The sequence below is a fragment of the Nonlabens sp. genome (assembly GCF_039941875.1).
Taxonomy (GTDB): Bacteria; Bacteroidota; Bacteroidia; order Flavobacteriales; family Flavobacteriaceae; genus Nonlabens.
Genome location: NZ_JBDVDQ010000007.1, coordinates 92,640 through 117,820, shown reverse-complemented (window position 1 = coordinate 117,820; position 25,181 = coordinate 92,640). Strand labels below are relative to the sequence as shown.

At 34.2% G+C, this 25,181-nt stretch carries 23 protein-coding genes; 16 read left to right on the top strand and 7 right to left on the bottom strand.

Annotated features, from left to right (window positions below; translation table 11 throughout):
* Positions 1 to 191 (top strand): hypothetical protein (locus ABJF08_RS05260; RefSeq protein WP_348115017.1); only part of this gene is annotated, 191 nt, incomplete at its 5' end.
* The gene (locus ABJF08_RS05255; RefSeq protein WP_348115021.1) at positions 155 to 1,042 is read left to right on the top strand and encodes an IS3 family transposase; all 888 of its coding nucleotides are present in this window, start codon (positions 155 to 157) and stop codon (positions 1,040 to 1,042) included. The genes ABJF08_RS05260 and ABJF08_RS05255, both read left to right, overlap by 37 nt.
* Positions 1,043 to 1,120: 78 nt before the next feature.
* On the opposite strand, the gene ABJF08_RS05250 is transcribed toward ABJF08_RS05255, so the two are convergent.
* Entirely contained in the window at positions 1,121 to 2,500 is a 1,380-nt protein-coding gene (locus tag ABJF08_RS05250) for an NAD-dependent succinate-semialdehyde dehydrogenase (protein ID WP_348115016.1), read from the bottom strand.
* A 224-nt stretch (positions 2,501 to 2,724) separates the two neighbouring features.
* Between ABJF08_RS05250 and ABJF08_RS05245 the strand changes: the two genes are divergently transcribed.
* Positions 2,725 to 3,774: a hypothetical protein gene (locus tag ABJF08_RS05245; protein ID WP_348115015.1), complete on the top strand. Its 1,050-nt coding sequence runs from the start codon at positions 2,725 to 2,727 to the stop codon at positions 3,772 to 3,774.
* 68 nt (positions 3,775 to 3,842) lie between these two features.
* On the opposite strand, the gene ABJF08_RS05240 is transcribed toward ABJF08_RS05245, so the two are convergent.
* A complete protein-coding gene (locus ABJF08_RS05240; RefSeq protein WP_348115014.1) occupies positions 3,843 to 4,712 on the bottom strand; it encodes an AraC family transcriptional regulator in 870 nt (289 codons plus the stop codon).
* Positions 4,713 to 4,925: 213 nt separating this feature from the next.
* Between ABJF08_RS05240 and ABJF08_RS05235 the strand changes: the two genes are divergently transcribed.
* Positions 4,926 to 5,486, top strand: a complete 561-nt coding sequence (locus ABJF08_RS05235; RefSeq protein ID WP_348115013.1) for a DUF3244 domain-containing protein — start codon at positions 4,926 to 4,928, stop codon at positions 5,484 to 5,486.
* A 598-nt stretch (positions 5,487 to 6,084) separates the two neighbouring features.
* Positions 6,085 to 6,645, top strand: a complete 561-nt coding sequence (locus ABJF08_RS05230) for a hypothetical protein (protein WP_348115012.1) — start codon at positions 6,085 to 6,087, stop codon at positions 6,643 to 6,645.
* 102 nt (positions 6,646 to 6,747) lie between these two features.
* Here the strand turns inward: ABJF08_RS05230 and ABJF08_RS05225 are convergent, their stop codons facing one another.
* Positions 6,748 to 6,918 (bottom strand): hypothetical protein, encoded by a 171-nt coding sequence (locus ABJF08_RS05225; protein WP_348115011.1) that lies wholly within the window; start codon positions 6,916 to 6,918, stop codon positions 6,748 to 6,750.
* On the opposite strand from ABJF08_RS05225, the gene ABJF08_RS05220 reads away from it, so the two are divergent.
* Complete coding sequence (locus ABJF08_RS05220) at positions 6,842 to 8,023, top strand: MFS transporter (RefSeq protein ID WP_348115020.1); 1,182 nt, start codon at positions 6,842 to 6,844, stop codon at positions 8,021 to 8,023. The two genes, ABJF08_RS05225 and ABJF08_RS05220, sit on opposite strands and share 77 nt — an antisense overlap.
* 89 nt (positions 8,024 to 8,112) lie before the next feature.
* Here the strand turns inward: ABJF08_RS05220 and ABJF08_RS05215 are convergent, their stop codons facing one another.
* Positions 8,113 to 10,557 carry a zinc-dependent metalloprotease gene (locus ABJF08_RS05215; RefSeq protein WP_348115010.1) on the bottom strand — a complete coding sequence of 815 codons (2,445 nt, stop codon included), beginning with the start codon at positions 10,555 to 10,557 and terminating at the stop codon, positions 8,113 to 8,115.
* Positions 10,558 to 10,703: 146 nt separating this feature from the next.
* Here ABJF08_RS05215 and ABJF08_RS05210 point away from each other — a divergent pair, with 146 nt between their 5' ends.
* The 10 genes from ABJF08_RS05210 to ABJF08_RS05165 all read left to right on the top strand — a co-directional run bounded on the left by ABJF08_RS05210 (position 10,704) and on the right by ABJF08_RS05165 (position 21,938).
* Positions 10,704 to 11,429 (top strand): phosphodiester glycosidase family protein, encoded by a 726-nt coding sequence (locus ABJF08_RS05210; RefSeq protein ID WP_348115009.1) that lies wholly within the window; start codon positions 10,704 to 10,706, stop codon positions 11,427 to 11,429.
* 107 nt (positions 11,430 to 11,536) lie between these two features.
* Positions 11,537 to 13,738 carry a RelA/SpoT family protein gene (locus tag ABJF08_RS05205; RefSeq protein ID WP_348115008.1) on the top strand — a complete coding sequence of 734 codons (2,202 nt, stop codon included), beginning with the start codon at positions 11,537 to 11,539 and terminating at the stop codon, positions 13,736 to 13,738.
* Between the two features lie 3 nt (positions 13,739 to 13,741).
* Positions 13,742 to 14,206, top strand: a complete 465-nt coding sequence (locus ABJF08_RS05200; RefSeq protein WP_348115007.1) for a transcriptional repressor — start codon at positions 13,742 to 13,744, stop codon at positions 14,204 to 14,206.
* A 2-nt stretch (positions 14,207 to 14,208) separates the two neighbouring features.
* Positions 14,209 to 15,480 (top strand): adenylosuccinate synthase, encoded by a 1,272-nt coding sequence (locus ABJF08_RS05195; protein WP_348115006.1) that lies wholly within the window; start codon positions 14,209 to 14,211, stop codon positions 15,478 to 15,480.
* Positions 15,481 to 15,552: 72 nt separating this feature from the next.
* Positions 15,553 to 16,512, top strand: a complete 960-nt coding sequence (locus tag ABJF08_RS05190; protein ID WP_348115005.1) for a DUF368 domain-containing protein — start codon at positions 15,553 to 15,555, stop codon at positions 16,510 to 16,512.
* Positions 16,513 to 17,532, top strand: coding sequence for a DUF368 domain-containing protein (locus ABJF08_RS05185; RefSeq protein ID WP_348115004.1), 1,020 nt, complete (start codon positions 16,513 to 16,515; stop codon positions 17,530 to 17,532).
* Complete coding sequence (locus tag ABJF08_RS05180) at positions 17,507 to 18,298, top strand: shikimate dehydrogenase (protein WP_348115003.1); 792 nt, start codon at positions 17,507 to 17,509, stop codon at positions 18,296 to 18,298. Before ABJF08_RS05185 ends, ABJF08_RS05180 begins: the two co-directional genes overlap by 26 nt.
* A gap of 64 nt (positions 18,299 to 18,362) precedes the next feature.
* Complete coding sequence (locus ABJF08_RS05175; RefSeq protein ID WP_348115002.1) at positions 18,363 to 20,525, top strand: DUF349 domain-containing protein; 2,163 nt, start codon at positions 18,363 to 18,365, stop codon at positions 20,523 to 20,525.
* Positions 20,526 to 20,603: 78 nt separating this feature from the next.
* Positions 20,604 to 21,305 (top strand): hypothetical protein, encoded by a 702-nt coding sequence (locus ABJF08_RS05170; protein WP_348115001.1) that lies wholly within the window; start codon positions 20,604 to 20,606, stop codon positions 21,303 to 21,305.
* A 117-nt stretch (positions 21,306 to 21,422) separates the two neighbouring features.
* Complete coding sequence (locus ABJF08_RS05165) at positions 21,423 to 21,938, top strand: CIA30 family protein (RefSeq protein ID WP_348115000.1); 516 nt, start codon at positions 21,423 to 21,425, stop codon at positions 21,936 to 21,938.
* 75 nt (positions 21,939 to 22,013) lie between these two features.
* On the opposite strand, the gene ABJF08_RS05160 is transcribed toward ABJF08_RS05165, so the two are convergent.
* The 3 genes from ABJF08_RS05160 to pfkA form a co-directional block, all read right to left on the bottom strand.
* Positions 22,014 to 22,877: an N-acetylglucosamine kinase gene (locus tag ABJF08_RS05160; RefSeq protein ID WP_348114999.1), complete on the bottom strand. Its 864-nt coding sequence runs from the start codon at positions 22,875 to 22,877 to the stop codon at positions 22,014 to 22,016.
* A 70-nt stretch (positions 22,878 to 22,947) separates the two neighbouring features.
* Positions 22,948 to 23,952, bottom strand: a complete 1,005-nt coding sequence (gene gap, locus ABJF08_RS05155; RefSeq protein WP_348114998.1) for a type I glyceraldehyde-3-phosphate dehydrogenase — start codon at positions 23,950 to 23,952, stop codon at positions 22,948 to 22,950.
* Between the two features lie 139 nt (positions 23,953 to 24,091).
* Complete coding sequence (gene pfkA / locus ABJF08_RS05150) at positions 24,092 to 25,078, bottom strand: 6-phosphofructokinase (RefSeq protein ID WP_348114997.1); 987 nt, start codon at positions 25,076 to 25,078, stop codon at positions 24,092 to 24,094.
* Positions 25,079 to 25,181: the final 103 nt, after the last annotated feature.

Here is a 25,181-nt window from a genome sequence, read left to right as displayed (position 1 = left end):
TAGAAGCAAAAGTCAAGTTGCTTGAAAAGCAGAAAGCAAGAGCAGAACATCTAGTAGAACGAGCAGATAAGAAAGTAATTATTTTTGATATGCTTGTTGATATGGCAGAAAAAGAATACGACATTGAGATCAGAAAAAATTACAAGCCCGAGTTATCGAAAACTTTAAAAAAGAACACAAAGAAACAATAGTTTCTGCCTGTAACTTACTTGGGCTTAGCAGACAGGTTTATTATAGAGCTCTAAGAAAAAGAGCTCACAATCAACGTACAGCACAAAAGGTAATTGCCTTAGTTAATAATGTGCGTCGTGTGATGCGTAGAATAGGGACTAGGAAATTATATCACAAACTAGAAAAACAGCTCTCTGAATTAAACGTGGGAAGAGATAAACTTTTTAGAATACTTAGAGCTAATCATATGCTTATAAAACCTAAACGAAGCTATCATATAACAACTGATTCTCATCATAGGTTTAGGAAGCATAAGAACATAGTTAGCTCTATGGATATAAACAGACCGGAACAGATATGGGTAAGTGATATTACCTATATAGGAACCAGAAAGAATCCATCTTACCTAGCATTGATAACAGACGCCTATTCAAAAAAGATAGTCGGTTATAATGTATCCAAAAGTCTATCGGTAGAAGGTTCACTTCAAGCATTAGAAATGGCACTTAATGAGAGAAGCTATAAAGACAGCCCGTTGATCCATCACTCTGACAGAGGACTTCAATATTGCTCAAATGAGTATCAAGCTTTATTAGATAAAAACAGTATTAAACCAAGCATGACCGAAAAATATGATCCTTATGAAAATGCTATTGCAGAAAGAATCAATGGAATCTTAAAACAAGAGTTCTTTATTAATAAAAACATCCAAAACATAGAGCTAAAAAAAACACTCGTTGAAGAATCTATTGAAATATATAACTCATTCAGACCACACTGTTCTAATCATATGCTTACACCTATTCAAATGCACAAACAAAATCAATTAACAAGAAAAACATACAAATCAAAAAAATCTCAACGAAGCTAGCTTCATTGAGATTTAAATAATAAATTTAATCCTTTAATAATCTGTATCGGTTATTTAGGACTGGACAATGTTCAATCATTATTTTAAAATACTTATTCCTTTTGCATTAACGAATTCTTTAATACCAAATCCTCCGTGTTCTCTACCGAAACCTGAATCTTTAACTCCACCGAATGGCATGTCTACTTGTGCAATACCAAATGAATTGATAAACACCATACCTGTGTCAAAGTGATTTTGAGCTAGCTCTATTGCTTTATCTTCATCTTTACTGAATATTCCACCACCTAGTCCAAAACGACTGTCATTTGCTATGCGCATGGCATCGTCCTGGTCTTTTGCCTTTATTAATGAAGCAACCGGTCCAAATAACTCGTCATCATACGCAGGTTGTCCTGGTTTTACATTTCCTAAAACTGTAGATGGGTAATAATATCCATCACCTTCAGGTATTTCACCACCACACAATACCTCAGCGCCGTTTTCTATACTTTCTTTAACCTGATTGTGAATTTTCTCTCTCAAGTCTTTTCTCGCCATAGGTCCTAATTGAGTGTTCTCATCTGTAGGATCTCCTAATTTTATATTCTTCATGCTTTCTACAAAGCCTTTTTTAAATTGATCATAAACAGCGTCTACTACAATAAATCTTTTTGCAGCAACACAGGTTTCACCATTATTATAGATACGACCTTCGGTACAACTTTTTATTGCTAGTTCTACATCTGCGTCTTCTAGTACGATATACGCATCGTTACTACCTAGCTCTAATACAGTCTTCTTAATAGCCTTACCAGATTGCTCTCCTATTTTACGGCCGGCACCTGCACTACCAGTAAAAGTTACACCTCTTACTAGATCGTGTTCAATGATTTTTTCACTTACATCATGATCAATAATAAGAACTGTAAATAAATCTTTAGGTAATCCAGCTTCTTCATAAATCTCTTTCAGCTTTAATGCACTACCGGTAACATTTGCTGCATGTTTGAGCAAAATACCGTTACCTGCCATTAAATTTACAATGGAATATCTCACTACTTGGTAAGCTGGGAAATTCCATGGTTGTATACCATATATAACACCTAGAGGTGAGTAAGAAACAATTCCTTTACCGCCGCCGGCTAGTTCTTTTTCTTCATCTGCAAGTTCCTTTGCTCCTGTTGCTGCGGTATAGTCACAAATTGCTGCACAAAGATCTAATTCATCATTACCATGGGCTATAATCTTACCCATTTCTTCGGTCATTAATTGTGCAAACTCTTCTTTATGCTCTTTGAATTTTTCACCGATTTTCTGAATGATTTTACCTCTTTCTTCTATAGGAGTAGCTTTCCATTTAGTAAAAGCGTCATGACATTTTTCAACAGCTTTCATGGTCTGTTCTTCTGTCATTAATTCATAGGTTTTAATCTCTTTACCTGTTGTTGGATTTATAGTAGTTACGTTAGTACTCATAGTTTTTTTTTATTTAAAGGTATGAGACGAATTACTGTAATTGCGTTAATAAAAAATCAAGACTTCTCATTATAATCTTTAATTAACAAGCTATTAAAAGTCTATTAACAAAGGAGGTACGAATCGTTAATGCTTTTAAGAATTTATCTCATACAATCATGTGCACTGAGACGCAACCATTACGATAGCTTTTATACTATAAGATGTAACCTAAATTATAAGCTATGAAAAACCTTAAAAAAATTATCCTTTTGCTCATAACTGTATTAAGTATAGTTTCCTGTACGTATGAAGATTTTGATGACACTATAACAAAAGATTTAATAGCAGTTGATTCTGAATTATATGAATTGCTAACTGACGTATCTGGAGATGCTGAAACTGATGAAGAAACTATCTCATGTATTCAGGTAATATACCCTATAAACGTATTTACCTACAACTCAAACGATATGGAAATAGCTAATACCTTTATTATAGGAAATCAAGCCTTTCGTGATTTTTTAGATGTTTTACCTAGCACCAACTCAATAAGTATAAGCTACCCTATCTCTGCTACCTTAACAGATGGAACTGCTATTGATATCAATACTAATGAGCAATTAAAAGAGAGTATAGATAATTGTATCGATGAAGAATTAGAACTTATACGTTACTGTCAGGGTTTACTAGATGAATGTGTATGGGAAGTAGGTTATTCTAAAACCTCTTCTAATGACTACCTAGGAGGCTCATTCTTTGTAGAAAATGGAGTGATGAACTTTAGTTACTATTCTGATACAGCGACAGGGTCATGGACATCTATCATGATAGAAAGTCAATTACATGTAAACATAAGTCTAAGTGCTGATGTTGATACAGAAACTCAATTTAACCGCAACTGGAAAGCTGAAATTCTAGATTCAGATTCCATGAGGCTTACTGACGGACTAGATGAGCTGATCATTCACAAATACTGTAATGTATCAAATGATGATTGTTATGACTTTAACTTTACAAAGTGTGAAGATGTTGCTACACCAGGTTTTACAGAATTGACTTTGAATGAATACGATAACTGCATCTATGAAATTTTACAAGAAGACAATAACTTAATAGATATTACCTACTACAGTTCTGAGGCAGATGCTGATACAGAAACCAATCCTATAGATAGTACTGTTCCATTTATGAACACTATAGAAACAGAGACCTTCTTTGTAAGAGTTGATAATACTGTAGAAAATACCTATTACATAGTAGAAATAAGTGTTACTGTAGAAACCTGTCCATAATTAGTATAAAGACTAAAACGTAATTAATTATAAGCATGCTGGGTCTAAAGACTTAGCATGCTTTTTTATTAATTCAAAATCTGTTTTAATTCTTTGCGGTATTTACTAGCACTCTTTCCTGTAAATTCTTTAAAAATCTTGTTGAAGTGAGAAAAATTATTAAAGCCGCACTCAAAGCAAATCTCAGTTATACTCATTTGAGATTCTGATAATAGTTTTGTGGCATGCACAACTCTATATTCATTTACTATTTTAGTAAAGGTCTTACCAGATGTCTTTTTAAAATACCTACAAAAAGCAGGAACCGTCATACTTACCTTACTAGCTATTTCTTCTAGAGGTATTTGCTCTTTATAATTCTGATTAATGTACTTATATATTACCTCGGTCTTCGAGTTGTCTTGCAGTTCTGTTTCAAAAGTGAAGGTTTCTGCATTTAAAACCTCATAATCATCAGTAGTGGCTAGATCATGTAATATTTTTAATAAAAGAATAGTTCTTTCAAAGCCATGTACATCATTTAAATCGTGTATTTGTGTACCTAATCGTTCTATAGTATCCTTCTTAAAAAGCAATCCATTCTTTGCACGTTCAAATAACTGTTTAATAGGTGCCATTTCTGGTACGGTGAAAAAGCCTTCTCCTAAAAAATCAGGAAGAAACTGTACCAATAATTCAGATCCATGATTGGGTCTATCTGTATAACCTATATGCGGTAACATCGAACCTATAAGTAGTAACTGACTGTCATTATAATAAGACATATGATTACCTATATGTCGTTTTCCTTTTCCTTCATTTACATATACAAGCTCTATCTCTGGATGAAAATGCCAGAAAGGCTTATTATCACCTCTTTCTGTTGTGCTTTTTTGAACAAACACAGAACCACCGAATTCTGGCTGTATTTTTTTTAAAGTAGCTTTCTTATATAACATCCAGTAAAATTTTGATCAAAACAATGATTTTAGAGACTACAAATATCGCTATTTTAAACTCAATATTATAGTATATTTACACTATAACGTTATAGCTAAATCAATAAAGTTAATTTACCATATAATTAGATCAAATATGTTGTTTTCTGTGCTTGCATAGCATCTTACATTTGTCATGTAAATCATCATTAAAATATTATCGAGATGAAAGCAATGAAAAACCTATTATTTGTAGCTCTTATGTTAACCGTATTAACAAGCTATGCAGCAGACGTAACATCTATCGTACCACCTAAAAGTGTAACTGTAGTACAATTTGACAATGTTAAAAAAGGACATCAATTAACTATTAAAGATGCCGCTAACATTACTTTATATAACGAGACAATTAGTTTAACTGGAAATTATACAAAACAATTTGATTTAACTACTCTAGAAAATGGTAGTTATACTATAGAATTAAATAAGGATAGCGAAGTACTGACTAGAACTTTTAATGTAGAAAACGGAATCGTAGATCTTTCTACAGAAATGACTTTTTACAAGCCTGTAGCAACTAAAAGAAATGATCAGTTATTTGTTTCTCAACTAAGCTCAAATGACGAAGTTCTTGATGTGTTGATTTACTATAACAATGAATTAGTACATAAAGAAGCTATTTCTGACTCATCTAATCTAAAACGTGTATTTCAATTATCTCCAGATAGAAAAGGTGAATATTATATCATAATGAAATCTGCAGGGAAGTCATTTTATAAGACATTTACTTTATAGGGAATAATAAAATTTTAGGTAAAGGCTACTTTTTTAAGTAGCCTTTTTTTTATGTCTTTATTTTTCTGTTTAAAATTTAACACCTCTCTAAGCAGTAGTTAACTAATTTATTTAAAAATACGTAATAGTTAGCCGTGTCTCTTTTCTCATTTCTTCACTGTGCTTCTATTTGTAATCATTATCTCTCTTTCTCGCCTTCTCTTCTTCTCGCCTTCCCTTCTTTTTGCCTCATTTCTCTAATTGATCTAGTAAATGAGCTCACTCTTTCTATTGATATAGATATTAGTACATCTTTTACTTTATCTACTCTCTATAGTTCTTCCTTATTAAATAGAAATAGTCCATAAACATACTGTATATAATTAGGGTAGTTTGCTACGAAAATAAGGAATCAATAGAGAATAAAACGATCATTTTGAGCAATAATAAAAACGGCATTTAGCCTTTAAAATACACTATATTCACACTATAACGTTATAGATGTTTTAATAAAGTTAATATAGTATACAATATGGTCAAATACGATGTTTTCTAAACTTGTATACTGTTCTACATTTGTCATGTAAATCATCATTAAAATATTAACAAGATGAAAACAATGAAAAACCTATTATTTATAGCACTTATGTTAACCGTGTTAACAGGCTATGCAGCAAACGCAACATCTATCGTACCACCTAAAAGTGTTACTGTAGTACAATTTAACGACGTGAAAAAAGGACATCAACTGACTATTAAAGATGCAGATGATATTACTTTATATAGTGAGAAGATTAAAGAAAACGGTAATTACACACAACAGTTTGATTTAACTACTTTAGAAAACGGAACCTACAGTATTGAATTAAATAAAGACTGTGAGATCCTTACTAAATCTTTTAATGTAACAAATGGTATCGTAAAATTCTCTGTAGAAAATACTTTTTACAAGCCCGTAGCAGTTACTAGAGAAAATCAATTATTTATCTCTCAACTAGCCTCTACTGACGAAGTCCTGGACGTGAACATTTATTACAACGATGAGTTGATACATCAAGAAGCGATTTCTAACTCTTCTAATTTGAAGCGTATATTTCAATTATCTCCAGATAAAAAAGGAGATTATTTTATCATAATGAAATCTGCAGGAAATACTTTTTATAAGTCATTTACATTATAAGAACACATCCTCCGTTTAAAAAAAGGCTACTTATAACAAGTAGCCTTTTTTTATGCTTTATAATCTGTGATAACTATTTATTACATTTACCCTAAATAGAATTCATATTTTAAGTAAAGGACAAAAATTAATTAATATCATTCTCCTCATTCTAGCAGGAGAAGCAAATTTTATACTTCCTTTTGTACTAGCACGTATTTTTAGACCTACCGTCTTAGACGTTTTTGAACTCACTAACCTAGAGCTAGGAGCCTGTTTCTCCATATACGGCATAGTAGCATTTGTATCTTACCTCATAGGTGGTAGCCTTGCAGATAAGTACCAGCCGCGTTACCTCATGGCCATTTCTTTACTCCTTACCTCACTAGGCGGTATTTATATGTCTACTTATCCTTCCTATTTAGGACTGACTATACTTTATGGATACTGGGGATTTACTACCATATTTTTATTTTGGGCAGCGATGATTAAAGCAACTAGAGTTTGGGGCGGTACATCTAGACAAGGTTTAGCTTTTGGACTACTAGATGGCGGTCGCGGTTTAGTCTCCTTTGCATTCGGATGGTTAGGTATTCTTATATTATCTGTCGTTTTTATAGATGGAACAGAAACCGCAAGTCTATTGGAGCGTAAAAGTGCTTATCAATATGTAGTCATTATAACTTCTATAATCGTAGCACTAATAGCTTTATTATTAATTTTCATTTTAAAGGACCATAACAGTGATAGGAAACAGTCTCCTAAAATATCTAATAGACAAGTTCTTAAAAATTATATAGCCGTTTTAAAAATCCCATCGGTATGGTTATTAATGGTCATTATTCTCTGTGCTTACACAGGTTATAAAATTACCGACATATACTCACAATATGCAAACGAGGTCATGGGATATAGTAAGACAGAGTCTGCTGCGATAGGCAGTAATCTGTTAGGTATACGTATTATTATAGGTATTATCATAGGTGTACTAGCAGATAAAACTCGCTCTTCTCTAATGATGATTATAAGCTTTGCAATAACCATTCTAGGCGCTCTACTATTTGCTTCTGGCCAGATAGAACCTCATACCACGCTCTTTTTTGGTTTTACCATTATCACTGTTGCAACAGGTGTTTATGCCTTTAGAACCCTATATTTCTCTGCTATACAAGAAGGTAAAATACCTATGGCTGTCACAGGTACCGCAGTAGGTTTAATGTCTATAGTAGGATTTACTCCAGATATTTTTATGGGACCTGTTATAGGTATTTTATTAGACAATTATCCTGGAGAATTGGGCTTTCAAAAAGTATTTTTAATGCTTTCCATATTTGCGCTCATTGGTTTTATAGCCTCTTATGCTTTTCATTATATCAATACTAAAAAAGTATCTCGTTAGATGGATATTTATTCCGCTTTCGCGAAAGCGGAACACAAAAAAAGCAACCTTCTCAGATTGCTTTTTAAATAATAAAATAAGTATGACCTCTATCTAGGATTCAAAATTAAATCTACACGAGCTAAAAGGTCTTCATAATGGTAACGATTTACCTTACTAGATGAAGCATTTCTTTTACTGCGTAAAGTAGACTGTAACGTTTTAAGCTCTCCTCTTACTAGCGCTCTCACATCACTTTGCGCTACATTATAACCAGAACGTCTAGGAGTTTCTGTCATTAGATAGTTTAATCTATCCACATAAGCTCTTTGAATATTTCTCTTGTAAATATCTACTTTAGCACTAGAAAACACTGCTTTTCTTACATCCTGTAACATATCTAGTGCGCTGTAATAATCTGTGTCCACAGTCTCAGAATTGATCAATCTACCTATACGATCGTGACTTAAAAGACTATTTAGGTGTCTTACTTGTACAGACCTAAGCACATCAAAGTAACCATCTGGATTTATGTTTTGAACGATTTTCTTATCTACTAACCATGTAGGCGTTTCTATCACGTTATTCTTAATCCACTCTACCGACTCTTTTTGCGTTTTTTTATCTACCGTACGGTACACTGTTCCCGACTGTGTAGGTTTTTTAAGGTCTTCATTAACACCACCTACATTAGTCACTACATGACCTACATATCTAGAATACACACCTAAAAGTTCTCTGTAAAGCTCTTGAAGATCGTCATAATTATCAGTTTTTTGTGAGGTCCATTCTGGTAAATTTAAAGCAACGTACTTTAAGTTTTTCACACCATATGTACTCGCTTTAATAGGATCGTTACCTATAGCCTCAGTTTGCGATTGCGGATCAAATCTACTGCTCTGACGACCAAATTTATATACCGGATCGTTTGCCTTTTCCATAATCCAGCTATTCAACGTTGCCGTTTCTTGTTCTGGAGATGTTGCGTTAGGTATAACCCTATAACCCCAGTTAGTAGCATAATGATCATAAGGTCCCATCTGGCGTACAAATCTTATGTTCTTATCACCTGGTTGTGCTATATAGTTGTAACGTGCATAATCCATAAGACTCGCTGCGATACCATTCTTTTGAGTAAACTCACCATTTCTATAGTCTTCTACATTATAAGCATAACTAGCTGCCATGTTATGAGGAAAACCTAATGCATGACCTACTTCATGCGCTATTACCTGGCGCATCATCTCTCCTATTTCCTTTGCGTCTGTATCTAGAGTTCTTGCATTTGGGTTTGCAGCACCAGTTTCTAATAAATACCTATTTCTATAAGATCTTAAATGGTTGTGGTACCATATAATATCACTTTCTATTATCTCACCACTACGTGGGTCACTTACCGATGGACCTACCGCATTACGCGTGGTACTTGCTACATAACGCACTACGGAATAACGTATATCCTCTGGGCTAAATTCTGGATCTTCTTCAAGTGTAGGCGCATCTTTTGCAATAATGGCGTTCTTAAATCCTGCGGTTTCAAATGGTTTCTGCCAGTCTTCAATTCCCTGTTTGATATATTCTTTAAGACTCTCTGGTGTTCCAGGATCTAAATAGTAAACGATAGGTTTTACAGGCTCTACTAACTCACCACGAGCATAAGCCTCAGGATCTTTAGGCTCTAGTCTCCATCTACGTATGTACGTTTTCTCGTCTGCTTTGAGAGCCTGACTAGAATAATCTATTTGGTCTACGGTAAAGAAACCTACACGTGGGTCATATAATCTAGGTTGCATAGCTACCTCTGGAAGTAAAATCATAGATTGATTTACTTGCATACTTATAGAACCTACAGATCCGTTAGATGGCGGCTCTGATGCTGTGAATGTAAAATCTTGCTTTACCTCTATATTTTCTGGAAACGATTTTACCGAGTTGATAAAACTCCTGCTCTTATCCAGACTTCTTACTTTATATTGTTTTCTCAATCTAGGATTTAAACCACTTATAGAAGGAACATCAGAGTTAAAAAACTTAGTCACATTAACTACTACAGCTGTAGAATCTTTACTGAAAGCCTGTATATCAAACGCATACATAGTAGGCTCATAATTATTTACCTTAACCGAGTTGTTAATAGCCGCAGTTTCATCCAGTGCTACTTCAGAATAAGACTTAACTTTAAGTAAAATCTTATCTTGAAAACGCTGCCATGACACTACTTGCTGGTTAGTCTTACTTCCAGCATTCATATAACCACCACCTAAATTAGAAGGGATTTGTGCTATACGAGTAACCCATAACATGTCTTTTTCTAATAAGTCAGTTGGGATCTCATAGAAAAAATCTTCGTCTACTTGGTGCGTTTTAAATAAACCGTCATCAGTTACCGCATCGCTTGTAATAACTTTAGAATACGATTTAAACTTAGGTTTCTTCTTACTACTTTTTTCTGTAGGTGATTTACTTTTTGCAGCAACGGCATCTCTAGTCGTTTTACAACTACTCGACAGTAAAACGAGCGATAGCAACATACTAGTTATAATAATTCTTTTCATTTGTATAGGGTAAAGTTTAATAGGATGACAAAATAGAGCATAAATCTTATCTATAAATTGAGATCATAAAAGCTTAACAAAAATCTAAGAAATACTCTACCATTTGGCAGATTTTTCTTATAAATTTAGAACCTTGATCCTGTGATATGAAAATTAACTACTTTATCTTAAGTCTTAGTCTTAGCCTACTCTTCCATTCTTTTGCTCAACAAAAAGAAGAAATGATTATTAAGGATGCTAGATTCCATTTAAAAACTGTAGACTTAGAAAATGAAAACCTAGCCTTTTACTGGAAAGATGAAACAGGAAACCAAATCAACACTTTTAAAAACCTTGAAAAGCACTTAAAACTTAAAGACCAGAAACTTATCTATGCTATGAACGGCGGTATGTATTTAAAAGACCACTCACCGCAGGGTTTGTATATAGAAAATAGTCATGTAATTAAAGAATTAGACACGGTGCAAGAGGCCTATGGTAATTTTTACCTTCAACCTAATGGAGTTTTTGGGATTCATAAAAATGGATCGCCCATTATACTATCCAGTACATCCATCAATATCAAAGATTTAAAATATGCTACACAGTCTGGTCCTATGCTTGTGATAGATGGAAAAATACATAAAGCATTTAATGAAGGTTCAAAAAATGTTCACATACGCAATGCAGTCGGCATTTTACCAGACGGCAAATTACTTTTTGCTCTTGCTAAGGAAAAAATAAACTTCTATGACCTGGCTACATTCTTCAAAAAACAAGGTTGTAAAAATGCTTTGTACCTAGATGGATTTGTATCTAGAGTTTACGATTTAGATAATAACATAAAACAAATGGATGGGAATTTTGGTGTTATGATAGGCGTTTATAAATAAGAAGTGATGGATGGTTGTTCCGCTTTCGCGAAAGCGGAATAAAAATACCTTTCTAGAAAGCATAAAATAATTGCTCATATCCACAAAGTAGCTTAACTTTACTATATATGACTGATGTCGAGATTAAAGAAGAAAACAAGCAGATAGCTAAAGGTTATAAGGACCTTTTAAAGATAAGTTATCAAATGCTCACTGACGAAGATAAAAAGCTGATTAGAAAGGCTTTTGACATCGCGGTGGAGGCACACGCACCACAGCGCCGTAAATCTGGAGAGGCCTACATCTTTCACCCTATCGCAGTTGCAAAAATAGTTGCTAAACAGATAGGTCTAGATGCCACTGCCATCGCTGCAGCGTTACTACATGACGTTGTAGAAGATACAAAGTACACGTTATCTGATATTGAGCAACTATTCGGTGAGACCATAGCACGCATAGTAGATGGACTTACTAAAATAGCGCATCTTAAAAAGGATGCAGATATATCTCAACAGGCAGAAAACTTCCGTAAGATGTTGCTTACTCTTAATGATGACATACGTGTTATTATTATTAAGATAGCAGACAGGCTGCACAACATGCAGACTATGGACAGTATGCCTGATTATAAGCAGGTTAAAATAGCGAGTGAGACTTTATATATTTATGCACCTATTGCTCACAGACTAGGTTTATATAATATTAAAACAGAGTTAGAAGATCTAGGTTTAAAATATACAGAACCAGAGGTTTTTAATGATATTCAAAAATCCATAGTAGAGAGTAAAGAAGAACAAAAAGCATATATAGAAGATTTTAGTCATGTTATAGATGACAGTTTACAAAGAGAAGGTCTAGAATACCGTATTTCTGGTAGACCTAAATCTGTTTTTTCCATACGTCGCAAGATGTTAAAGCAAGGAGTCACCTTTGATGAGGTGTACGATAAGTTTGCGGTGCGTATCATATTTAGAAGTGATCGAGCAAACGAGAAGTTTCTTGCATGGAAAATTTACTCTGTAGTTACAGACCACTTTACACCTAATCCGGTACGATTAAGAGACTGGATAAGTTCTCCTAAATCTACAGGTTATGAGGCATTACACATCACTGTAATGGGACCTGATGGTAGATGGGTAGAAGTACAAATAAGATCTGAGCGTATGCATGAAATAGCCGAAAAAGGTTATGCTGCACATTATAAATATAAACAAGGTAGTAAAGAAGACGGTCTAGAAGAATGGTTAAATAGACTTCAAGAAGCTCTAGAAAATCAAGATGGCAATGCCGTAGACTTTGTAGAGCAATTTAAACTGAATCTTTACAGTAAAGAGATATTTGTCTTTACACCAAAGGGAGAATTAAAATCATTACCTAAAAACTCTACACCTCTAGACTTTGCTTTTTCTATACATACAGAAGTAGGCTTGCACACTCGTGGTGCACGTGTTAATGGTAAACTAGTACCACTATCTCATGAATTAAAGAGTGGTGATCAAGTAGATATTATTACATCTGAAAATCAAAAACCTACCAAAAACTGGCTAGATTATGCTACCACGGCAAGAGCTAGGGCAAAAATAAAGGGTGCACTTAAGGAAGATCAAAAGCTTATCGCTGCAGATGGTAAAGAGATTTTAGTAAGAAAATTAAAATCTCAAAAAATCAACTTAGATGAGACTAGTGTTAACCAGATGGTTACTTTCTTTAAGTTAAAAACAAGTCACGATCTGTTTTATAGAGTAGGAAATGGAACGATAGATAATAAAGCTATTAAGGAATATGCGAGTAGCCGTAGTAATGCGCTCTACTCCTTTCTTAAAAATAAAATTAGAAAACCGAAGGAAAATCCTGATATTAACAAAGAAGAGGTAACAGAGAATTATGATGCTCTAGTATTTGGAAAAGAAGGTGCTACACTAGATTATACCTTATCTAAGTGTTGTAATCCTATTGCTGGTGATTCTGTTTTCGGCTTTACCACGGTGAGCGAAGGGATAAAAGTACATAAGAATAACTGTCCTAATGCCATAAGTTTGCAAAGTAAATTTGCTTACAGAATTATAAGTGCCAAATGGATAGATTCTACTCAAAGAGAGTATAAAGCAGAATTAAAATTAACTGGTATAGATAGAATGGGACTGGTACAAGATATTACCAAACTCATTTCAGAGAGTATGCATGTGAATATTAGAAATATTTCTTTTAATAGTAATCATGGAATATTTACGGGAGAAATTACAGTAGTAGTTCCTAATAAGAATTTACTGACTTCTCTTATACAAAACCTAAATAAATTAAATGGTATCGATAAGGTAACCAGATCATAAAATATGAGTGAAATTATTAACACCCTGGAAAAAGAGCAGGAAATAGTAAGGAATGTTTTTACTCAATTTCTAAGTGAAAACAAGCATCGCAAGACACCAGAACGCTATGCGATATTAGACGAGATTTACGCTAGTGAAGATCATTTTGACGTGGAGTCATTGTACGGTAAAATGAAAGAGCAAAACTACCGTGTAAGCCGCGCTACGCTTTACAATACCATAGAATTATTATTAGAAAGTAAGCTGGTAAGAAGACATCAATTTGGTCAAAATCAATCGCACTATGAGAAGTCATATTTTGATAGACAGCATGATCATTTAATTCTTACAGATACGAGTGAAGTGATCGAATTTTGCGATCCAAGAATAGAGTCGATAAAAAAGACAATTGAAGAGGTATTTAATGTAAAGATTACCAATCATTCTTTATACTTTTACGGCGTTAAAAACACAACTGAAAAACAGTAAAAATGGCAGTAGATTTATTGCTCGGTCTTCAATGGGGCGACGAGGGAAAAGGTAAAATTGTAGATGTTCTAACTTCTAATTATGACATTATTGCAAGATTTCAAGGTGGTCCAAACGCTGGACACACCCTAGAATTTGACGGTATTAAACACGTATTAAGAACTATTCCTTCAGGTATTTTTCATGAGAAATCTACTAATGTAATAGGTAATGGTGTTGTTATAGACCCTGTAGTATTTATACAAGAACTGGATGGGTTAAAACAATTTGATTTAGATATCAAGAGCAAATTAATTATTTCAAGAAAGGCTCACATCATCTTACCTACACACCGTTTATTAGATGCAGCATCTGAAGCATCTAAAGGAAAGGCAAAGATAGGATCTACACTTAAAGGAATAGGCCCTACTTATATGGATAAGACAGGTCGTAATGGTATTAGAATAGGTGATCTAGAACTAGATAGCTGGAAAGAAAAATATAGAGCTCTTGCTAACAAGCATGAAGAACTTATTGCTTTTCACAATGTAGATATTCAATACAATCTTGTAGAGATGGAAGAAGAATTCTTTAAAGCAGTAGAATTGCTTAAAGAACTTACTTTCATCGATTCTGAAGAGTATTTACAAAAAGCACAAAAGAATGGTAAAACTATTCTTGCAGAAGGTGCTCAAGGATCTTTATTAGATATAGACTTTGGTACATATCCATTTGTAACATCTTCTAACACCACTGCTGCTGGAGCATGTACTGGTCTAGGTGTTGCGCCTAATCAAATAGGTGAAGTTTATGGAATCTTTAAAGCATACACAACTCGTGTAGGTAGTGGACCATTCCCTACAGAGCTTTTTGATGAAGTAGGTGCAGAAATGGCAAAGGTAGGTCACGAATTTGGCGCTGTAACTGGTCGTGCACGTAGATGTGGATGGTTAGATCTAGTAGCTCTTAAATACACTTGTCAAGTAAATGGGGTAACTCAATTAATGATGATGAAGGGTGACGTACTTTCTGGTTTTGATAAACTTAAAATCTGTACAGCTTATGAATATAAAGGAGAAGTAATCGATCACTTACCTTATAACATAGAGCCAGAAAATGTAAAACCTATTTATTCTGAGTTTGACTGCTGGAAAGAAGATCTTACTAAGATGAGAGAACCTTCTCAGTTTCCTAAAGAATTAAACGAATACATAGACTTCTTAGAAAAAGAATTAGAAATTCCTATCAAAGTAGTAAGTGTAGGTCCAGATAGAACACAGACTATTCATAGATAAACCGTTCTTTCTTATATAACTATTTTAAATCCCAAGCTTCAAACACTTGGGATTTCATTTTAAACAACCATTATGTCTTTAAATAAAAATATCACTACCGTATTAAAAGGACTACTCATGGGCGCGGCAGATGTTGTTCCAGGAGTTTCTGGTGGTACCATCGCATTTATTACAGGTATTTATGAAGAATTAATTAAAACCATAGATAGTCTTGATCTTCATGTGTTTAAAGACTTCTTTAAAATAGGATTTAAGAACACTTTTGTAAAATATAACCTTGGTTTTCTATTAAATCTACTCGCTGGTATAGCTATAAGCATATTAAGTCTATCTAAGCTTATCACCTATTTACTGCACACCTTTCCTGTATTAGTATGGGCGTTTTTCTTTGGACTGGTGCTAGCTAGTGTTCTCTATATAGGTAAACAAATTACTAAATGGAATCTAGCCGTTATAATAGCTATAATTATAGGTACAGTCATTTCTTATTACATTACTATAGCAGAGCCATTAGGGTCTCCAGATAGCTGGTGGTACATTATATTTTCTGGTTTTATAGCCATTATAGCTATGATTTTACCTGGAGTCTCTGGAGCTTTTCTACTATTACTATTAGGTAGTTATAAAACCGTTTTAGGTTCTATATCCGGATTTCTAGAAGCTGTTCTAGCTGGTGACTGGACAGCGGCATGGGATTATTTTGTGAATCTATTCCTATTTGCCATGGGTTGTATAGTGGGATTAAAAGTCTTTTCTAGAATATTAACTTGGTTATTTGAAAATCAGAAGAATCTAACCCTAGCCTTACTAACTGGTTTTATGATAGGTTCTTTAAATAAATTATGGCCTTGGAAACAAGTCATTAAGACACGTATAGATAGTCATGGTGTAGAAGTACCGTTTTTAGAAAAAAGCATATCACCTTCTTCATTTAATGGAGATCCACAAATATTATATGTAATTTTACTTACCATCACAGGCTTTTTATTGATACTGGCGTTAGAAAAATGGGCAAATAAAAAACCAGCATAATTGAGACAATCCACGAGAAGCTTTACCGATAAACTATTCCTTATTCTAAAAGGAGTAGCAATGGGAACCGCAAATAAGGTTCCTGGTATAAGTGGTGGTGTGGTTGCATATGTAGGTGGTTTTTATGAAGAATTTATTTACTCGCTTCAAAAACTTAATCTCAAAGCTTTTAAATTACTTATTTCTGGAAGGTATGCGACATTTTTCCATTATATAAATGGACGTTTCTTAACCTTATTAATTCTAGGAGAAGCACTTAGCTATTTTACTGTTAGTAAAGGTTTTGATCTATTGATCCAGTACTACCCTATACTCGTATGGGCTACTTTCTTCGGTATGATATTGGGCTCTATTTATTATATATCTAGAAGTTATGGAGAATGGACACGTAATAATGTAATAATTCTTATCATAGGTATAACCATAGGTGTCGGCACTTCCCTACTCGATCCTGCTAGAGAAAATCCCAATCTTATATTTGTCTTCTTTTGCGGTATGGTGAGTATATCTGGGATGACCTTACCTGGTCTCAGTGGTAGTTTTATACTTATCCTTTTAGGTAATTATGTCTTATTATTAGTAGACAGTATCAATACTTTTTTTGATACTATGGTAGCTGTTGTACAAGGTGATTTTTCATGGTGGTATGATCCATTGCACATGGATATGCTGGCTATTCTCACCTCGTTTGTTCTAGGTTCTATAGTAGGTCTTATCAGCCTTTCTCATCTCTTAGGCTGGACTATTAAACACTATCGCAATGAGACTAATGCTATGATTATAGGTTTTATCGCAGGTTCTTTGGGCGTAGTATGGCCATGGAAAAAAGAAATTTATCAACTAACAAATACAGGCAGTATAGCCATAGATGCTAGTGGTAAAAAAATATTAGAAAACTACAGCCGATACTGGCCAGAAATTAATGAAACTCACACCTGGATAGCCATAATAATGGTTGTCATAGGTTTTTTAAGTGTATACATATTAGACCGTTATGGAAATAAAGCAAATCCCATCTAGTGTTTTTGGATTAGTAGGAGAACGACTAGATTATAGTTTTTCACGTGCCTACTTCTCAGAAAAATTTGAGAATTTAAAGTTGGATGATCATCATTATAGAAACTTTGAAATGAGTAGAGAGTTTTTGCTGTCTCGCTTTCGCGAAAGCGTAACCTACAACAAAGATTCTCGCACCACAAATGGCAAACCTGAAATTATAAGAGGTCTTAATGTGACCATACCTTATAAAGAAGATATGCTAAAAGTAGTAGACGTGTTAAGTGATGAGGCAAAAACAATAGGCGCGATAAATACGGTCACTATAGAAGATAATGTATGGACAGGTCACAATACGGACTGCTATGGATTTGGAAAAAGTCTGGAGCCTTTTCTTCCTATTCAAAAAAATGCATTGATTTTAGGGACTGGCGGTGCGTCTAAGGCAATAGCTTATACCCTAGAAGCGTTACAGGTGCCGTATCTCTTTGTAAGTAGAAATCCACAAGATGAATTTACTATAGATTATAAATCTATTACTAAGGAAGTTATGGAAATGGTAAGCCTTATCGTAAACACAACACCACTAGGTGTAACGCCAGATGTGGAGTTGAGACCTAATATTCCTTATGAATATCTTAATGAATCTCATGTTCTTTATGATCTGGTGTACAACCCTGCATTAACCATGTTTATGAAACTAGGACAGCAAAAAGGAGCACGAGTTACTAACGGATATCAAATGTTAGTTCACCAAGCAGAAAAAGCTTGGGAACTTTGGAATAAGTAAACAGCTATAGAATTGTGGTTCAAGAAAATCTATTTATCTTGCCACTACTATTAAAAAATAGATAATGGATAAGAATGACAACCTGCACAACGCAGACGGAAACCAACCAGAAATGGATAATGTACATATGGAAGCACAAGATTCTCTTGAAAATGCAATGGTAGAAGAATCTACCACGCCTAAGCAAATGCTTGAAGGTCAAGAAACAACAGACAGTGATGGTTCTAATGATGAGCCGATTAAGGAAGGTAGTAATAAAGTAGAAGAAATGGTAGAAGATGCCTCTACTACTCATGAAGATGCTATCGTAGAAGAAAAAGATACTGTAGAAAACAGTGCAGATCCTATCGTAGAAGTGGATGAAGATGATAACGAGCCACAGGATGATAGCGTAAAAGAAATCCCTGAAAAGGATTATAATGCTATGGAAATGCCAGCTCTTATTGCAGAGCTAAGAGAGTTAATGCAGGAATACCCTATCAACAGTTTTAGAACACAAGCTGATGATATCAAAAAAGCATTTGAAACTGCAGATGCTGATGCTAAAAAAGAGGCACAAGCAAAGTTTACAGAAGAAAATCCTCCTGTAGAAGATGAGCCAGCACCAGTATTTGAATATAAAAATGAACTAGCAACTCAATTCTATGAGCTGCATTCTTTATATAGAAAACAAAAAGGTCAATTTCAAAGAGATAAGCGCAAGCAACAGGAAGATAATCTTGAAAAGCGTCGTCAGATCATTGAAGGAATCAAGCAATTGATTAACCAAGAAGAAAATATAGGAACTACATTTAAAAAGTTCCATAATTATCAAGATGAATGGAAAGCTACTGGTAACATACCACACGATGCTTATAACATTACTTGGGAAGATTATAGACTAGCGACTCAAAATTTCTATGATTATATAGATCTAAGTAAGGAGTTAAGAGATAAAGATTTTGAACGCAACCTTGTGTTTAGAAAGAAAATTATAGCTCGTGCTGTAGAATTAGGTGCTGAAGAGAACATTCATAAAGCCCTTAGAGAGTTACAAGAGCTACACCGCATGTGGAAAGAAGATGCTGGTCCTGTTGCTAAGGAAGAGCGTGACCCTATTTGGGACGAATTCAGTGCTGCTACAAAAATAATTCATGATAAGAGACAAGCTTATTATGAAGAGCGTGATAAAATGAGCGCACAAAACCAGCTGGTAAAAGAGAACATCGTTGCCGAAATTCAAAAGATTACGCACCAAGGGGCTAAAAATCATAAGGAATGGCAGGATAGACTAGAAGAAATCAATGTATTAAGAGAATTATTTACTAAAACAGGTCCTGCACCTAAAGCGGTAAACAATGAATTGTGGAACCAGTTTAGAAACGGTACTAGAGAATTCAATAAAGCCAAAAACGATTTCTATAAAGGTCTTAAAAAAGAGCAACAAGATAATCTAGATGCAAAAATGAAATTGATCGCGATTGCTGAAGAGCATCAAGACAATGAAAATTTTGCTGAAGGTCTTCAAATCATGAAGCGTGTGCAGGCAGAGTGGAAACAGATAGGTCATGTCCCTAGAAAAGATAGTGATAAGATCTGGAAACGTTTTCAAAAGGCTTGTAATGGTTTCTTTGATAAGAAAAGCGCTCAAAAGAAAGAAGACAGTAAGGAAGAACTGGAAAACTTTGATGCTAAGATGAAAGTCTATGACGCATTAAAAGAAATGATTCCTCAGGATGATAAAAAAGCAATGCTTGCAGATGTTGAGCAACACATGTCACAATGGGCTGCTATAGGTCGTGTACCTTACAACAAACGCATGATTCAAGAAAAATTTGAAAAACTGCTTCATGCAAAATTAAAGGCTGCTGGATTAAGTGCTGTTGATGCAGAAATGTTGAAGTATCAAAACAAACTAGCAAGTCTAGAAAATGGCGATGCAAACGATTTTAAAAACGAGCGTTTTTACCTTAAGAAAAGACGTGATGAAATACAGGATGAGGTTAGACAACTAGATAACAACCTGCAGTTTATCAACGCAAAAGATGATAAGAATCCATTCTTAGTTCAAACTAAGAAAAACATTGCAGAGCTTTCTAAAGAACTAGATGTTATTAAAGAAAAGCAAAAGCAATTGAACATTCTTCAAAGACAAATAGTAAAGCAGGAAGAAGAAGCGGCCGCAGCTGCTGAAGCTGAAGCGGCAGAAAAAGCTAACGAAAACGAAGCTTCAGAAGAAAACGAGTAATATTTCGTATAATTATTTCAAAAAGCGCTGATTTACATCAGCGCTTTTTTAGTTTTAATCATCTTAAAATAGGTTATTATGTTTAAATATTTAGAAAAATTATTAGGTAAACCCATCAAGTATTATGAAAACTTAATGGCTAGTAAAAAAGAACATACAGAGATTACTAAGTTAGAGATAGAGACTATTACAAATACTTTAAAGCCTCATGTTTTAAAAGCCTATGCACTAGAAAAGGATACCATGCACTTTGATACCTATCCTCTGACTGACATTTATCCTATCCCACAGAATAAAAAAGAAATCCCTTTTAAATACACTGGGACTTACCTATTTGATAATGTAGCCATAAGTTTATACATAGATCTAACTAAAGGTTTTAATGATAAAAAGAATTATGACTATGTAGTACATAAATCAGAAGATTTACCTGCTAGCTTAAAACAAGAAGTATCTAATATTGAGAAAATAGAACAACAAAGTCTACCTATATGGGAAGAGGTAATTCATAGATTTCCAGACATACATAAAGCGATAACGACCATGGAACCACAACATCCATGGACACTTTACAAGAAGGTTAAAGAAACTTTTAAACCTACTAACGCTCCTATTGTAATGGGCGGCTATCCTCAATGGCGTGTTAATGATGTTGACTTTAGAAAACTCAAGAACTTACAATTCTTAATGGAATATAGAGTGAACGAAAAAGATTATTCTATTTATTTTTTTAACGATCTTACCACTGAACAACTATTAATAATGGAACAAAAAGCATAGTTTATTAAGGAAAATTTACAATTAGGACATACAATGTTGATGATTAATAAACGTTAAACTTGTATAATGTGAAGTTGTGGACTAATTTTGCATACCCCTAATTTTAAATTCCCCTGAATGATTAAAGTTAATAAAATCGTTCCTACCGAGATTACATTTGGTAAGGAGCAATTGAGATATCAATGGTTGCCCTTTGATGATCGAGTAACTGGAGGTAAATCTTCTAGTATAATAGAACAGCATGATAACCACATTACTTATAGTGGTACGATAAGAAATATAAATAATAGTGCATGGAGCTGCATAAGATCTAATAAAATAGATCAAGATTTAAGTCAGTACACTTCTATAGAAATAAAACTTAAAACAGATGGACGTCCTTATGCATTTGAAATAGAATACAATGAAGGATGGCAACATGAAAAAATAGGTTTTATGATACATACTTTACCAGATAACTGGACTACTGTTCACTTTCCTATTGCAGATTTTCAACATGTAAAGTTTGGTGAGATAGTAGCTCACGACGTAGACCTTTCTGTTCTAAAGCACATTCTTAGATATAATTTCTATGTGGCCGAAGGTATCGTAGGAGATTTCAAGTTAGAAATAGAATCTATTAAATTCTTCTAATTCATCTATTTTTATAAAACAAAAGCCGTTTCTATTTTACAGAAACGGCTTTTGTTTTTAATAAATTTGAAATTATTATTTTGCTTTCAATTTATTGATATGGTATTTCACTAAACCATCTATAGGCCTGCGTACTATATTACCTACTTCATAATCAAACTCGTCTGCAACCTGTTTGATACGTCGTTCTGCAAAATGTGCTATACTACCTACAAAATGCACTTTGTACTGTTTGATCTCTTCATGAAACTGAAGAATCATATTTCTAGAGAATTTTCTCAATCCGCGACGTAATACTTTTTTAATATAAGGTTCGTCTAGATTTTGAAAAATAAACTCGGCATGAGAAGCTAGAAATGCATTAGGATTAGGTTCTTTATATAGATTGCGTTTCATATAATCACATTCTAGATTATAATTTGCTGCAAAACGTTCTCTGATAATTTCTGGCATTCTTTTAAAGCTGTAATCTCTTATCAACTCTTTACCATACCAGTTCCCACTAGCCTCATCCATAATTGTATAACCTAGAGAGACTACTTTCTGATGGATTTTTTTTCCGTCAGAATAACAACAATTAGATCCTGTACCTAAAATACAAACTATACCAGGCTTATCTCCTACCGCCGCAAATACTGCCGCAGCTGTATCTTCTCTCACGACTACCTCGCTTGCCTTATCAAAATAGGACTGCAGTAAATCTTCTAGTGTAGCACGTGGCTTTTCAGTACCACATCCTGCACCATAAAAGTAAACTCTTTCTACCTTTTCTTTTACTGCAACTAGCTCATCACTAGCTAGAATACGTTCTTGTAGCTGCTCAACGGTTAAAATAGCTGGATTTAAACCTTGAGTACGTACTTTAAATAACTGTTCACCATCGTTATTAATGGCTATCCAGTCACATTTAGTAGAACCACTATCTGTTATGAGGATCATAAGTAATGTTTAATTTTGTGTAAAAATAAAAAAGCTGCTAGATGATTACCTAACAGCTTTGATATTTATTTTATAAAGAGTTAACTTCCTCTGCTAGGTCAACTAGCTTGTTAGAATAACCAAACTCGTTATCATACCAGCTTACTAATTTGAAGAAAGTAGGATTAAGCTCTATGGCAGCACTTGCATCATAGATACTTGTGCGGTCATCGCTTACAAAGTCTTGAGATACAACAGCCTCAGTAGTATAACCTACTACACCTTGCATATCAGCTTTAGAAGCTTTTTCAAAAGCAGCATTAATTTCTTCTATGCTAGTTTCTTTTTCCAATTTAACTGTAAGATCTACAACAGACACATCTACTACAGGTACACGGAAAGCCATACCTGTTAATTTACCAGCTAATTCTGGAATTACCTTAGTTACTGCTACAGCAGCACCAGTAGTTGCAGGAATGATGTTATTTAAAGCACTACGTCCTAAACGGTAGTTTTTCTTACTAGGTGAATCTACAGTTTGTTGAGTTGCCGTAGCAGCGTGTATAGTAGTCATTAATGCTTCTTTGATACCAAAGTTGTCATTAAGGATTTTTGCCATAGGCGCAAGACAGTTAGTAGTACAAGATGCATTTGAAACGATCTTATGATCTGCAGTTAATTCAGAATCATTAACACCCATTACAAACATAGGAGCCGTTTTTGATGGAGCAGATATTACTACCTTCTTTGCACCAGCATCTAGGTGAGCTTGTGCACTATCTAGATCTGTAAAGATACCTGTACAGTCTGCAACAACATCTACATCTACTTCATTCCACTTTAAGTTCTTAGGGTCGCGCTCGCTAGTTACACGTACTTCAACACCATCGATAACTAGATTACCATCTTTAATTTCAATAGTACCACCGTATTTACCGTGTACAGAATCATATTCAAGTAAGTATGCAAGTTGCTCAACATCTACAAGATCATTGATAGCTACTACTTCTACATTTTCTCTCTTTAATGTAGCTCTAAAAACGATACGACCGATACGACCGAATCCGTTAATTCCTAATCTAAGTTTTTTACTCATCTTTTAATATTTAAATTTTTTAATAATCTTTTTTAAGTAATTAATAAAGCAGCAAAAAACTGCTTTATTAATTTTCTTGCTTTCTCCTTTTATACAGTTAGAGTCTGTTAATTATTTATTCTAGTAATTAGAATCTATTTTAAGTAGTCATAATATCACTTACACGTATTAACTCTAGATCTATATCTGTTTCACCTTTTACCGCTTTTTCTATTGGGCAAAGAACCATTTTAGTGTTTTGTATACCTACCATAAAATTAGTTTTACCTTCTAGTAAACTTTCTACAGCCTTTACGCCCATTCTACTCGCAAGAACACGATCCCAACAAGATGGAGAACCACCGCGCTGCATGTGACCTAATACAGATACTCTTACCTCATACTCAGGTAAGTTTTCTTCTACATAATCCTTAAGTTCAAAAACATTGTCACCAGTCTTATCACCTTCGGCAACCACTACTATACTAGATGACTTTCCAGACAGTCTAGATCTTTTAAGACTTTCTATTAAACGTTCTTTACCTAAGTTTTCTTCTGGGATTAAAATTTCTTCAGCTCCAGCACCTACACCAGCATTGAGAGCTATGTGACCTACATCACGTCCCATTACTTCTACAAAGAATAATCTATTATGAGAACTGGCCGTATCACGTATTTTATCTATCGCTTCTACCACGGTATTTAGTGCTGTATCATATCCTAGAGTAGAAGATGTACCATAAATATCATTATCAATAGTACCAGGAATTCCCATAACAGGAAAACCAAATTCTTGAGAGAATACCATCGCACCAGTAAAACTACCATCTCCACCTATTACTACTAGTGCATCTAGCCCTTCTTCTTTCGCTTTCGCGTAAGCGGTAACACGTCCCTCCTTAGTCATAAACTCTTTAGAACGAGCACTCTTTAATATAGTACCACCTTTATTAATGATGTTATTAACGCTACGAGCATTCATTTGTTTAAAATCACCTTCTATCAGACCTTGATAACCTCTGTAAATACCTACACATTCTATTTCATGAAATGCACACGTACGAACTACGGCTCTTATCGCGGCATTCATTCCAGGAGAATCACCTCCAGAAGTCATAACACCTATTTTGTTTATCTTGATATCCATTGCTTTTTTGATAATAACTACGCTAATCTATTAAAGTTTTGCGATTATAAACAGTCATTTATTCTATATTTAGCTTTTTAATAAAATTCAAACGTTATCGTTA